The organism is Burkholderia sp. AU27893 (assembly GCF_002223205.1).
Lineage (GTDB): Bacteria > Pseudomonadota > Gammaproteobacteria > Burkholderiales > Burkholderiaceae > Burkholderia.
This window is the reverse complement of sequence record NZ_NKFD01000001.1, coordinates 2,008,633-2,021,433: the sequence shown is the minus strand read 5'-3', so window position 1 is coordinate 2,021,433 and position 12,801 is coordinate 2,008,633. Positions and strand designations below refer to the sequence as shown.

Below are 12,801 nucleotides of genomic sequence, written 5' to 3'. Positions count from 1 at the left end.
GCGCCGCTTGGCCGATGATGCTTCGGCCAGTCGCGGCGCGCGTGCGATGCGGATCAGGTCTTGTCGCCGATCCGGAAGATGCGTGTGAGCGGCGTCTTCGTCGTCGGCCCGAACCATGCGTCGTAGATCTGCGCGGCGCGGCCGTTCGCCTCGAGCCCCTTCAGCGTGTCGTTGACGAAGCCGAGCAGGCGCGTCTCGCCCTTCGGCACGCCGACGCCCATGTAGTCGTTCGAGATCGTGAACGCCGGGATCTCGTAGTTCTGCTTGTCGGGCACGTTCGCGAGCAGCCCGATCAGCTTCGGGCCGTCCTGCGTGATCGCCTGCACGTTGCCGGCGCGCAGCGCGGCGAACGCGAACGGCGTGTCGTCATACGCGACGATCGTCGCCTTCGGGAATTTCTCGCGCAGCGTGATTTCGTTGGTCGTGCCCTTGTCGGCGCCGACGCGCAGCGCGTTCAGCTGGTCGGCCGATTTCAGCACGCCCTTCTTCGCGAGAAACTGCTGGCCCGACGAGAAGTACGGAATGCTGAAGTCGACCTGCTTCGCGCGCTCGTCGGTGATCGTGAAGTTCGCGAGCACGAGATCGACCTTGCCGGATGTGAGGAACGGAATGCGGTTCGCCGGGTTGGTCGGCTGGAGCTGCAGCTTCACGCCGAGCTTGTCGGCGAGTGCCTTCGCATAATCGACGTCGAGGCCGACGATGTGATTGCTTTTGCCGTCGACATAGCCGAACGGCGGGTTGCTGTCGAACGTTGCGACGCGCAGCACCCCGGCCTTCTTGATGTCGTCGAGACGGTCCGCATGCGCGACGGTGCCTGCGGTGATGAGCGCAGCTCCGACGAGCCACGTAGCGAGCGTGTGGAATTTCATGAGCACGACCTGATTTGTTATGAAGGCCGCCGCGGATCGCGCGGCGGCCCGGTTCGAAGAACATCGCGACGGAGTGTGTCGTCGCGAAGCCGCTAACGTATCAGCGCGTGCGGCGAATCCGAACCAACAAATGGTGATTTGCTCAGCGGGTTTCGTAATGAGCCCCGCGCGATGCGGCGCGCGTCGTCACGGGAACGTAAACGAAAATTCCGCGCCGCCGCCCGCATAGCCGGGCTTCAGTTCCGCATCCGTACCGGTGCGAACGTACCAGGCACTCAATGGGATCGAGGCAAGGTCACCCGTGCGCCGCATCGGATAAGTCGTGGCCGTGCCCGGCTCGCCGTACGCAATCCGCTCACCGGTCAACTCGTTTTTCATCGCGATGTTGAACCCCCGTGCAACCGCCTGACCGGCCGGCGCACTCAGCTGCAGCAGCGTCTTGTCCGGGTTCGGCTGCGGGGCCTTGTCCCGGAAACTGATCGACGGCTTGGCCGCGGCCGCGCAATTGCTGAGCGTGATATCGAAATTGACCGGCTTCGACGTGGCATGCATCGCGGGGAAACTGCTGATCGCGAAATTGCCGAGCGTGACGGATTTCACCGTGTTCGTCACAACCTCGCAACGATTCGGCACATGGAGTTCGCACTCGCTGCCGATACATACGTTGCCGACGCCGACAAACGCCTTCATCTGCTTGCACAGGTTGGGGGGAGTCGTCTGCTCCGGCACCGTCACGGTGCCGCCCACCGACGCGAGACCTTTCGGAAAGTCGATCGCATAGATTGCGACAGTGGGATTGCCCGGCAGGTTCTTGACGACCAGCTTGCCTTGCGGCAATTGTGCGGCCGGCTTCGTGAGGACCAGATACTGCCGGAAACGCATGATTTGCGTTTCAGAACCGACGCCGCCCGAGCTACCGAGCCCGTACTTCGCGGTCACCATCGGCAACGCGCCCTGCTGCAGCGTGCGTTCGACGCTGTCGCCGGACACACCGGCCCATTGCAAGCCGATGCCGGATACATTCGTCTGCGCGGTGCCGTCCGTGACGATACTGCCCGGCGCCCAATGTCCCGCGGTCACCAGTTCGTGCTGCGTCAAAGCCTTGCCGTACTTGAATGAGACAAAGAGAGAAACGGTACGTTGATACAAGATCGCGTTATCCGGCGTCGTACTCGTCAACGGTGTCACCATGCGCCAGGCTGTCGCGTCGAGGTTACTGTAGCTGCAATCCACCGCTGTCAAGCCACCGCTTTCCTGCGCGATGGCATGCGCGCCGAATGCAATCACCAGATATCCCGCCATCGCCAGGCGACGCATCGCTTGACCGGCTCTCCCGGGCGAGTGCCATTGAATCGTCTTCATGCTGTCTCCCGTTGCATCGGCGGCGGACGCCGGTCATGCTCGCCCGCCGCCTGCTGCATTACTCGATCACACCGAGATTAAGGCCGGCGATCCTCTGCAGCGCAGCCTCGCCGGATACGAAGCTGTTGCGGAAGATGCCGCGGTTGATGCCGACGAGGCCGCCCAGGGTTTGATACGACGACACATTGATCCGCCCGCTCGCGCCCGAGCGCTCGACGAGCCCGGCGTTCAGGCCGATCAGGCCGCCGAGCGTCGCATAGTAGCCGGCGCTGACCGTCCCCGATGCCGTTGCGTCGAGCACCGTGCCGAGATTTTCTCCGGCAAACCCGCCCACGGTGCTCGACGAGCCACCCGACACTTTGCCGGTTGCCCATGCGGTCTCGATCGTGCCGGACGTCGTGTTGGCGCCGGCGAAGCCCCCCACCGACGCGCTGGTGCCGCCAGACACGTCGCCGCTTGCGTCGTTGTTGGTCAGTTCGGCCGCGTTGCTGCCGACAAAGCCGCCCGTCTTGCTGTAGTTGCCACCGGTCGTCTTGCCGCGCGCGACCGAGTGTGCAATCTTGCCGCCGAGGTGACTGCCGACGAAGCCGCCGTTCGCACCCTGACCACCGGTGACCGCGCCATGCGCTTCGCTCATGTAAATGACCGCGTCCGCGCCCACGTTGCTGCCGACGAAACCGCCCGTCGAACCGGTCGATGCGCTCATGACGGCGCCCATTGCCTTGCCGTCCGTCACGTTGCCCTGGTTCAGTCCGACAAAGCCGCCGATCGCTTGTGCGTATCGGCCGTCGACGACACCGCTCGCAATCGACTCGACGATCTTGCCGGTATTGAGGCCGACGAGCCCGCCCGCCGTACCGCCCGAGCCACCACCTGTCACGCGCCCCAGCGCCGTGCCTTTGAAGATCGTGCCGAACAGGTTCGCGCCCACGAGCCCACCGACGTGCACGCCGGCAATATTGACGCCAGACGTGGTGCCGCGGCTCGTCGAGTTCAAAATGTCACCGCCCCGGTTCACGCCTACCAGACCGCCGATCGATGCGAGATTCGATGCACCGCCGGATACGGTCGCGTTGGAATCGCCATCGGACACGATGCCGCCCCCCTTCCAATCCACGCGGTTCTCGCCAACCAGCCCGCCGACGGCATACGACATTCCGTTGCCCGTCACCGATCCGGCATATGACGATTGGGACAGCTCGCCGCGATTGATGCCGACCAGTCCGCCCAGCGCATTGCTGCGGCTCGCGCCGGCGCTCACCTTCATGCCCGTCGCGGTCACGTTCGTGATCTTGCCGGCGTTTTCGCCCACCAGTCCGCCGATGGATACCGGACCGACACCGGAAGCGGCACTGACACTCAACGATTTCAGGTTGAGGTTGGCGAGCGTCCCCGTGTTGCGGCCGAACAGCCCCGCATACGGATCGCTGCTCGTGATGACGAGGTTGCTGATCGAATTGCCGAGACCATCGAACACGCCGAAGAACGAAGCGCCCGAGCCGATGGTCTTGAACGTGGTACAGGCATACCAGGAACAGGAGCCGGAGATCGCGTTGCCGAGTACGTACAGCCCGCCGAGATTCGTATTGATGCCCTGCAGTTGCTGCAGGTTCTGGATCACGGTATAGCGGTAGCCGTTCGACTCGAAGCCGGCCCCCGCCCCCGACAGCGTCACGGCCGCGCCACCCGCGAGCGAATGCGCGACGCCATAGTCGAGCGTCAGCAGCGCATTCGCGCCGGTCAGCGCGATCGGTGCCGCGATCCGCACACTGTTCTTCGCGTCGATGGCCACGCGCGCATTCGCGCCGGTCGCGCGCAGCGCGCCGGTGACCGACACGTCGTCTTGCCGGCTGGTCAGCGCCAGCCGGTTGCCGCTGGCCCAGGTCACCGGCCCGTCGACCGATATCGCGCCACGTTCGGCAATCAGTTCGACGTCGGTGGTCGCGAGGTTGCGCGACAGCGTATCTGCCACGATCGTGCCCGGCTGATTCGCACCCGCCGTGACCGACACGTCGGACGATGCGATGCGCCACGTACCGCCGCGCCCGTTGGTCGCGCGCGTATCGACCATCGCGCCGAGCGCCACCTTCACGTCGGCGCCGCGCGTGTCGACGGTGCCGCCGTTGCCCGGCGTCGCCGCACTCGCGTTCATGACACCCGCGACGTTGACGGTGCCGGCGTCGTGACCGTCCAGCGAGATTCGTCCCGCGACATTCCTGAGCGTGCGCGCTTCGATCGTGCCCAGGTTGTTGACCACCGTGCGCAGCACCGTATCGACGGTCTTCGCGCCCATCAGCACCCGTCCGCCGTCCGCCTTCAGCAACTGCTCGTTGCTGACCAGCGCGTTCATGATGCCCTGGTCGATCTGTACACTCAGCAGCTTGCTGCCGTCGAAGTTCAGCGTGGCGTCGCTGCCCGCGCCCAATGCGACGGTGCCCAACTGCGCCTGCACGGTCCCCCTGTTGACGACTTTCGCGCCAAGTAGCGCGATCGCGCCGCCTTCGCTCGCCACGAGATTGCCGTAGTTCTGCACTTCGCTCGGAGACTTGCCGGAAAAGCGGAAACGACCGGCTTCGAAGTCGTCGTTCTTGATGTCCAGCGTCGTCGCCACCAGGCCGCCGACATTGACCTGCGCGCTCTTGCTGAACAGGATGCCGTTCGGATTGACGAGGAACACGCGGCCGTTCGCCTCGATGGTGCCGTAGATGGCGCTGGCATCCTGCCCGACCACGCGGTTCAGCGCGGTGGACGTCACGGACGGCTGGTTGAACGTGACGCGCTGCCCTTTGTCAACGTCGAACGTCTGCCAGTTCGTGACCAGCTTGTCGGTGTGCTGGTTGATCGACATCTGCTGCCCGTTGTCGTAGCGCAGAATGTCGGCTTTCCCGGACACGACGTTCTCGCCGGTCGGCAGCGCATGCACGGACGTCGCCGCGCCGCTCGCAAACAGCGCCGCCACCGCGACGACGCGCACGCGCGTCGCGGACTTGCCGTGCCGGCGTACCCGTTCGCCGACCGCCTGCCAAACGCCCTGCCTGGCGTTCCATACCAAAGCATATGCCTTGTTCATTCTCGTTTTCCTTGTTGTGGTTGAAACCCTGTCGACCCCCGACAGGACGGGTACTGCAAGCATTGGCGGTAGGTCGATCACGGCCGCGCGAACCTCGCCCGATGCTCGAGCGCTGCACCGCTGTCGTCGACGGCGTCGAACACAATCGCGCCACCCGCCTTCGCGTCGGCCTTCATGCCGGTCGGGATCTCCGCCCGACCGAACGGCGCGACGTCCACCGCGCCGTTCGCAAGCACGACGGGTTCACCGTTCAGCAGGATGCGCGTCAGCGTCACGTAGTACGGCGTGGGGTTGCGCGCCACGATCGACGAATCGGCGTGCGAGTCGCCATGCATCCATTCGAGCCGTTTCGGTGCGTCGTCCGGATCGCCGTCCAGACCGGGCGGCCGAACCAGCAGCTTCATTCGGAGCCGATACGCGATACGCAGCACTCGGTCGGCCGCTGGGGTGGCTGGCGGCACTTCCAGCAGGTTGAGCCAGAAGCACGATTCCCGGTCGGTCGACAAATCGCCCCCGACAGACTGCACGCGGATCGACAGCGGCTGAGCAGGATCGAGTCGCGTGAGCGGTGGCGAAACGACAAACGGCACGCGCAGGCGACTCGGATCGGCATTCGCGTCGCCCACGTCGAGCCACGCCTGAACCAGGATCGGGTCAGCCCCACCGTTGCGCGCGAGGATCGTCAGCGTACGGGCATCGCCGGGATAGACGAAGCGGGTACCGACCACGGACAGCGCCGCGTGGCCGGTGACCGCGCCGACGCTCGCCGCGCAAGCCACCACCGCGGCGCGCACGATCCTGGCAGTGCGGGTCGTTGCGAGGGCTCGGCACGACGATCGGATAACCACAGGTGCGGGAAGGAAAGCGTGACCGTGCATCGACCTATTGCCCCTCGCCACGGCCTGCGGCGACAGGCGCCGTCACGGGAATCGCACGGCAGACGCGCGTCAGCGTCACGTAGCCGCGGGCAGTCTGCTCCTGCGGTGACACCGAGTAGTCGATCACGCACCGCTGATCGGCACGCGTGCCCCATTCGACGCGAATTTGCCCGTCGTCGTCGGCACTGCGCACCAGTAGTCGACTCCCCTGCCCGACCCCGCCCAGCATGGCGCCGGTACGTGCATCGAGTGCACGCGCCGCGAATGGCAGCGGCCGGCCGTCCTCGGTCTGTGCGTCGATCAGCAGCGCGCGCGCCTTCAGCGTGTCGTACGACAGCATGACGATCGAGCCCGAACGAGGCGCGATGCTGCGCGATACCGTCCTGAGCTCGACGTCGTCGGGAATATCCTTCGGATCGAGGTCGATCTTGTTGAGCTGATACGGCGTGAGGCTCGGCACGATCGCGTAGCCGAACCGGTCGACACGTGCGCTCGTGTTCGCGACCAGCGCGCCCCGCGCGTGCGGCGCATGCACGACGCCGATCGTCTCGCTCAAGGTGGGCGCAGGCGTCAGGCCACCCGGATGCAGCACCAGGGCGCCAGTCGCACTGGCGGACGCCTGCTGGTAATCGCTCCCGATGCCGATACTCGCCGACAGCGACGCGGCCGGCAATTGATAGCCGACGCCGAAACTGCCCGATGGCGCGCGACTGTTGCCGTCATAGCTCGACGACAGCGAGTACGATCCGTCACCCCGCTCGCCGAAGCGGCCGGCCAGGCTCGCATTGACACTTGTGCCGGCACTGCTGTCCTGCGTCATGAACGTGCTGAAGATCGGCGCACGCCGCGTATTGCGTCCCAGCGGAATCGAAACGTTCACGCTGACGAGCGTGCTGTCCGAGCCGCCGCCGAACGACGATTGCCGCGCGGACAGATTGCGCACGCGCTGCACCGACGCGGTCAGCGTCGCGTCGCGCCATTGCGTGCTATAGCCGAGCGTGAAGCTGAGCGACTGCCCGCCGCCCGCCCAGTAGCTGAGCGCCGATCCGTTCGCATAAACGCTGCCCGAGCGCCCGACCTGCTGGCTCACGTTGAGATCGACCCGATTGCGCAGCCGCGCGAACGATGCGGCGTCCGTACCCTGGTTGCTCTGACCGTTCAGCAGCAACGCGTCGCGCAGGCCGAGGTAGCCTTTCGTCGAGTAGCGATACGCGAGCAGCGAAAAGTTCGTGCCGCTGTTCGGCAGGTTCTTGCTGTACGACACGCGAACACTCGAGCCGGTCAGGCGCTCGCTGCCTGACGGCTGGGTGCGCGCGATCGTGATGTCGGCCGCGAAGCCGCCGATCGACGTGTTGAGCCCGACGCCCATCAACACCGACTGGTAGCGGCTCGCGAACGCCGCCCCGCCGTAGGCTGTCACCGCATTGCTGACGCCGCGCTGCACCGTGAACTGGCCGACATACTGGGTGCCGACGTTGCCGCCGAGGTCGATCGCCCTGCCCGCCATCGCGCTGAACCGCGTACTGCCGGGGCGCAGCAGTTGAACCGTCGTCGCGAACGGGACCACGAAGCTGCGCGTTTCGCCGCTGGCCTCGGTCACCGTCACGTTCAGGTCGCCGCCGTAGCTCATCGCCTGCAGATTGTCGATCGCGAACGGCCCCGGCGCGACGGTCGTTTCGTGCACAAGATAGCCGCGCTGGTAGATCGCCACCTTGGCATTCGACTGCGCGACGCCGCGCACGACCGGCGCGTAGTAGCGCTGCTCGTCGGGCAGCATGCGGTCGTCGCTGGCGATCTGCACGCCGCGGAACGATACGGCGTCGAACAGCATCCCGCTGGTCGAGCTTTCGCCGGCCAACAGCTGCGCATGCCAGTCGGGAAGATCGGTCTGCGCGTAGACGTAGCCGCGCTGATAGCGCGCGCCGCCGCGCTGCGACCAGGTGAAGTTGCCGTTGTGGCGAATCCTGAACCGCCCGGCGCTGGCCGCCATCGAGAGGCCCGTGTAGAGCTGCGAGGATTCGGCGCCGCCCGAGCGGGTCGTGAATCCGCTGGCGCTGTAGTTCAGCCAGGCGGCGGGTACGCCGTTCGTCCAGTTCGCCGGATCGACGTAGGTACTCCGGCCGGCAAGCCGCATGTAGAACGCCGGCACCGTCAGATACAGTTTCTGCTCGGCCGCATCGAACGACAGTGCGGCACCGGGTATGTACCGGGAGAGCGCATCGCAAATCGTTCCATCCGGCATCGGGTTTGACGGCTGGTCCGCGTCCTGCCCCCGCGCGCTCCGGTCGAGATCGACACCGGCCCGCTGCAACAGAAGCCGGTCATAGCAACGCAGCACGTCGCCCCGCGCACCACGACGGAAGGTGATCTCCTCCACGCCGCGCCACTGACCGTTGACGATCAGATCTGCACGACGCAGCCCCGGCATGACGGCGTTCGGACGCTCAAACGGCGTCGTATCGATCCGCTCGCCGCCCAGGCCGTGCATCAGCATGGAGCCGTCGAAATGAGTCTTGCCGGCCTCCGGCGACGCGTCGGCGCGCTCACCGTGTGCATCGTCCCGCACCGCCACGTCGATCGTCTCCGCGCCGGCGTTCGCGCCCGACGTCATCGCGATCAACGCAAACACCGAGGCGACTGCCAGCAGACATGGATGCTGCGAAAGTTGCGGACCAACCTCCGACGTGCGTGACGAATGGAAAACTGCTGACCTGCGCATGTGGATAGCGTTATTTTGCATACCGAATCGATACATCGGAATCGATATGCCGGGTGGTGCCTGCTGAATGCGTTGCTTGGAGTGACGCGACTTAGTCGATCAGTTTTCTTGTTATGGTGGTGCGCCCGCCGTAGTCGTCTATCGTCACGTAGCGCACGGACGTCGGGCGATGCGATTGCGCGACGCCGGGTAACGGAAACCGCTGCGTACCGAACGGCGCAACCATCCCGCCACCGGCCGAGATGAAGTTGCCGCCGACTTCGCCCTCGACCGCCCCGAAGGAAACGTAGTACGGCGTCGGGTTGGACACCTCGAGCGCGACCTGCCGCTGGCCCGCGTGCGTCGCCTCGGCGAGCACCTTCCAGGCGAGTTGGTCCTGCGCCGTGTCGACGTCGTTCACAAGTATCGAAGGCCGATAGAACAACTTGATCCGGGTTCGAAACGCGAAGCGCAACTGGTTTTCCGCATCTTGCTGAACCGCCGGCACCTCGAGCACGTTCAGCCAGAACACCGATTCGCGGTCGGTGGGGAGCGATTCCTGCATGTTTGTGATGCGCAACACCGCACCGCGCCCTGCCTCGACTCGCACCAGGGTCGGTGCAACGACAAACGGTGTGCGCATCTGCTCGGGCGGAACGTCGGCTCGTCCGTCGTCGATCCAGCTCTGTGCGAGCACCGGTTGGGTGCCGGAATTCTCCATCCGAATCGTCACGTCGCGAGCGTGCTCGGGAAAGATCACTCGCGTACCGTTGAGCAGGAGCGCGGCCTGCGCCAGCGTGGCGCAGGCCGTCCACGCCACGACACCGGCCACGACTCTCAAATAAGGAATGCGAATTGAAAATGTCATGACGTGGAACGCGAATTGCGACGATCAGTGGTAAGCGAGCATGTACCGGATAAACGAATTGCCGGAACCCGTCTTGATGTTTGTACTCGCGACCGTCGACACGTATGCCGCCTTATAGGTCAAGGTCGCCGTGTTGCTCGCGACCGTCGCGACCTGGGCATCCGAGATGTTCTGGGGCTTCCCGAGCATGATCTTGCCGGTCTTGCCGTTGCCCGCGTCCTTGATCTGGATTTCGACGCCTTCCGCCGGCTTGGTGCCGATGAGCTTCAGGTTGCCGGTCGACGGATTGATGTTGACCGACACCGGATCGAATTCGATCACGACCTTCGTGCCGTCGGTGCAGCCCGTATTCCCGCCGATCTTCACGTTGAACTCTGTATCGGGCGACGTCGCGCCGATCTTGTCGAACGTGGACGGGCTGATGCGGTCGCCGAGTTGCACCTCTTGCCGGTTGCCGGCGCCTGGCGCTTGGCCGTTCACGTTGCACGTAACGTCGGAGATGCTTCCGTAGAAGGCCAGTTCGCCGTCAAATGCATGGGCGAGTGACGGTACCAGTACGGCGCTCGCGATGCCTGCCGCAATGCAACTCCGAAGCAAATTCAAGTTCATCTCTGGAATTCCTCTCAAAATAGAAGATTGTTCTCGGAACAGCCTGATCGGCTTCGGATTTTCATGGACTCGATTCCCCGAAGCGCCGATCGCGTCGCGTCATCTCGAATAATTAAATTGTTTACCCAAGAAAAACGACAACGAAGCAATTCTATTGGCTCGCAATCATCCATCAAATAGTACGAGTAAGAAAGATGAGCATCATTTTTCCATCCGGCGCGCTGATCAGCCGCGATGATGGCGCCTCACGAAGCCCCATCGGATCGAATCAGGAGCGCCGCGCGACGCACACACGACGCGAACAATTCGACATGGCGTTTCGATTCAACTCATGAAGTGTAAAAATTGTTTTTACTTTTCACATAACAAGTGCGGCAAAAATTGAAAGCGAATCAATTCCTTACCGAAAAATAATCAAAAACATAGGACAAGTCACATGAGAATTATCTCGGCATATTTTTTTCCGATTGCTCGGGTGACGCAAGCTATCCAATCGATATATTTCTGCTTGTCTCGAAATAGACTTGTTGTCGACGTGAACGATTCCCCCGGGAATGCGCGAAGGCGAACCGCACGCTCATCGCCGACCTCCGGCGCTGCCAGCAGGCAGGAATTGGATCCCGCCCGAAAGCGCAAGCAGCCCGTCGCCGGGTGCATCGAGCCGTCACCGGTGCGGCCGATCCGGACCGGCGCGCCGGCATGCGGTAACCGGACGGGCGAGCAAGCGGGCGCGACCACCCCCGCCAGCGTCCACATGAGACGCAGCGCACCAAAAAAGACGCCCGCTGCAAGCAGCGGGCGCGAATCCCAGTCAAGGAGGTGTCACACGAACTACAGGCCCAGATTAAGGAATTCGCCCGTCATGGACAACGAATCGATTTCAATATCGATATGACGGGATTCGCTCACGCCGGCACCTCCCGCGTCGCGCAGTGGATGCCGCCGCCGCCGGACGCGATCCCGAGGATGTCGACCTGCACGATCGCCCGGTTCCCCGCATACGGCCGGATCGCGGCGACGGCGGCCGCGTCGGCCGCGGCGTCGTTGAACTTCGGCATGACGATCGCACCGTTGCAGGCGTAGAAATTGATGTAGCCGGCCGCGAAATTCGTCATCTGCCGGTCGTTCAGGGTCGTGCCGGACGACGTGCCGAAATTGACCGGCGGCACCAGCTCGACGATCTGCAGCGGCCGGCCGTTCGCATCGGTCTGCCCGGCGAGCCGTTGCCGGTTCGCGTCCGTCAACGCGCGCTCGCCGGTCGAATTCGACGCGTCGTAACAGCACGCGACCACGCCGGGCGCGAGAAAGCGTGCGTAGAAATCGACGTGCCCGTTGGTGATGTCGGTCTCGCCGGCCGGGGTCGCCGCGCCCCCGGCACCGCGTACGCCGCTGCCGCGCGGATAGGTCGCCGTGCCGGGGAGCCAGATGATCTTCCGCACGCCGAGCGTGCGCTGCAGTTCGGCGAGCACCGTGTCTTTCGCCGTCGGCAGCAGCGTCGCACTCGCGATCACGCCGTTCGGGATGTCGAACAGCTGCGGATCAGGCTCGCGCCTTTGCGCTGCGCCATCCAGCCCGCCACCGCGTTGTCGCGACTGAACGGCTGGAAGAACTTGCCCGCCTTCGACCGGTTGCTCGCGGCCGCGACTTCCGGCGGAACCGTCGCGCCCGGGCTCATGCCGGCGCCGTCGGTATTCGCATTGCCCCAGCCGTTGAAATTGAAGCCGACCGCATTCAGCGCATTATCGTTCGTCGTATCCCTGACGAACAGGCACCCCGTGTCGCGCACCCAGAAATCGTTGAAGCCGTCGGCGAGCGGCACGAGGTTGATCCCGCCCGCGCCCGCGGCGCGGGCCGCATAGCGCGCATGCAGGTCGGGGTTCGCGACGCTCGCGGTCGCGAGCAGCGCGCGGGCCGCGTCGAGATCGACCAGCAGCACCAGCATGTCGACCGGTTCGGTTGCGCCGATCGCCTTCGCGACGTCCATCAGGTCGGCCCGCACGCGGTCGATGCCGGCATCCGTGCTTTGCGGCGTGACGGGCATCCAGATGCCATCCGCGCCGGACGCAAATGCCATGTAGGTCGACGCGTGCGGCGCATCTTCGGCCGGCAGCCGGTACTTGACCTGCCGCGTCGACGGCGTCGTGCCAGGTGTCGTGCCTGGCGACGGGGAAGCCGCGCCGGATGCACCGTCCCCGCCGCCACCGCAAGCGGTCAGGCTGCCGAGCAGCGGCACGCCGAGAAAAGCGGCCGAATATCGAATGAAGCCGCGCCGGCCGCTATCGGGTGTGCGCTGCATCCGCTTGCCGGTGCTCGCATGGGTACGTCGTTTCATCAAGTTTCAACTCCCTTGTGCGGTCGGCGCGCACGCGAGCACGCCGGCTTCCGTCTCGCAAGACGGAATCCGCATTGTTGTCAGCAGTCCGGAATGAACAGCTGCCTGCTACGGT

General features: G+C 64.7%; 10 protein-coding genes. 1 reads left to right on the top strand and 9 read right to left on the bottom strand.

Annotation, left to right across the window (positions count from 1 at the left end; translation table 11 throughout):
• Positions 1 to 53: 53 nt before the first annotated feature.
• The 7 genes from CFB47_RS09615 to CFB47_RS09585 form a co-directional block, all read right to left on the bottom strand.
• Positions 54 to 869, bottom strand: coding sequence for an ABC transporter substrate-binding protein (locus CFB47_RS09615; protein ID WP_089456177.1), 816 nt, complete (start codon positions 867 to 869; stop codon positions 54 to 56).
• 186 nt (positions 870 to 1,055) lie between these two features.
• Positions 1,056 to 2,231: a fimbrial protein gene (locus CFB47_RS09610; protein WP_089440045.1), complete on the bottom strand. Its 1,176-nt coding sequence runs from the start codon at positions 2,229 to 2,231 to the stop codon at positions 1,056 to 1,058.
• A gap of 58 nt (positions 2,232 to 2,289) precedes the next feature.
• Positions 2,290 to 5,301: a filamentous hemagglutinin N-terminal domain-containing protein gene (locus tag CFB47_RS09605; RefSeq protein ID WP_089461016.1), complete on the bottom strand. Its 3,012-nt coding sequence runs from the start codon at positions 5,299 to 5,301 to the stop codon at positions 2,290 to 2,292.
• 77 nt (positions 5,302 to 5,378) lie between these two features.
• Positions 5,379 to 6,179: a molecular chaperone gene (locus CFB47_RS09600; protein ID WP_089440043.1), complete on the bottom strand. Its 801-nt coding sequence runs from the start codon at positions 6,177 to 6,179 to the stop codon at positions 5,379 to 5,381.
• Positions 6,180 to 6,183: 4 nt separating this feature from the next.
• Positions 6,184 to 8,808, bottom strand: coding sequence for a fimbria/pilus outer membrane usher protein (locus tag CFB47_RS09595; protein ID WP_089461015.1), 2,625 nt, complete (start codon positions 8,806 to 8,808; stop codon positions 6,184 to 6,186).
• Between the two features lie 181 nt (positions 8,809 to 8,989).
• Positions 8,990 to 9,745: a molecular chaperone gene (locus CFB47_RS09590; protein WP_089461014.1), complete on the bottom strand. Its 756-nt coding sequence runs from the start codon at positions 9,743 to 9,745 to the stop codon at positions 8,990 to 8,992.
• A gap of 24 nt (positions 9,746 to 9,769) precedes the next feature.
• Entirely contained in the window at positions 9,770 to 10,354 is a 585-nt protein-coding gene (locus tag CFB47_RS09585; protein ID WP_089440040.1) for a fimbrial protein, read from the bottom strand.
• Positions 10,355 to 10,548: 194 nt separating this feature from the next.
• Here CFB47_RS09585 and CFB47_RS41150 point away from each other — a divergent pair, with 194 nt between their 5' ends.
• Positions 10,549 to 10,689, top strand: a complete 141-nt coding sequence (locus tag CFB47_RS41150; RefSeq protein WP_179243632.1) for a hypothetical protein — start codon at positions 10,549 to 10,551, stop codon at positions 10,687 to 10,689.
• Positions 10,690 to 11,259: 570 nt separating this feature from the next.
• Here the strand turns inward: CFB47_RS41150 and CFB47_RS41710 are convergent.
• Together CFB47_RS41710 and CFB47_RS41705 are read right to left on the bottom strand one after the other, a co-directional pair.
• A complete protein-coding gene (locus CFB47_RS41710; protein WP_256946672.1) occupies positions 11,260 to 11,865 on the bottom strand; it encodes an agmatine deiminase family protein in 606 nt (201 codons plus the stop codon).
• A complete protein-coding gene (locus CFB47_RS41705) occupies positions 11,862 to 12,686 on the bottom strand; it encodes an agmatine deiminase family protein (RefSeq protein WP_256946671.1) in 825 nt (274 codons plus the stop codon). The genes CFB47_RS41710 and CFB47_RS41705 overlap by 4 nt, the downstream gene beginning before the upstream one ends.
• Positions 12,687 to 12,801: the final 115 nt, after the last annotated feature.

What these genes read in the sequence shown, in the direction of transcription:
- CFB47_RS09615 (WP_089456177.1), bottom strand. Translation starts at nt 869, where the DNA reads ATGAAATTCCACACGCTCGCTACGTGGCTCGTCGGAGCTGCGCTCATC.
- CFB47_RS09610 (WP_089440045.1), bottom strand. Translation starts at nt 2,231, where the DNA reads ATGAAGACGATTCAATGGCACTCGCCCGGGAGAGCCGGTCAAGCGATG.
- CFB47_RS09605 (WP_089461016.1), bottom strand. Translation starts at nt 5,301, where the DNA reads ATGAACAAGGCATATGCTTTGGTATGGAACGCCAGGCAGGGCGTTTGG.
- CFB47_RS09600 (WP_089440043.1), bottom strand. Translation starts at nt 6,179, where the DNA reads ATGCACGGTCACGCTTTCCTTCCCGCACCTGTGGTTATCCGATCGTCG.
- CFB47_RS09590 (WP_089461014.1), bottom strand. Translation starts at nt 9,745, where the DNA reads ATGACATTTTCAATTCGCATTCCTTATTTGAGAGTCGTGGCCGGTGTC.
- CFB47_RS09585 (WP_089440040.1), bottom strand. Translation starts at nt 10,354, where the DNA reads ATGAACTTGAATTTGCTTCGGAGTTGCATTGCGGCAGGCATCGCGAGC.
- CFB47_RS41150 (WP_179243632.1), top strand. Translation starts at nt 10,549, where the DNA reads ATGAGCATCATTTTTCCATCCGGCGCGCTGATCAGCCGCGATGATGGC.
- CFB47_RS41705 (WP_256946671.1), bottom strand. Translation starts at nt 12,686, where the DNA reads ATGAAACGACGTACCCATGCGAGCACCGGCAAGCGGATGCAGCGCACA.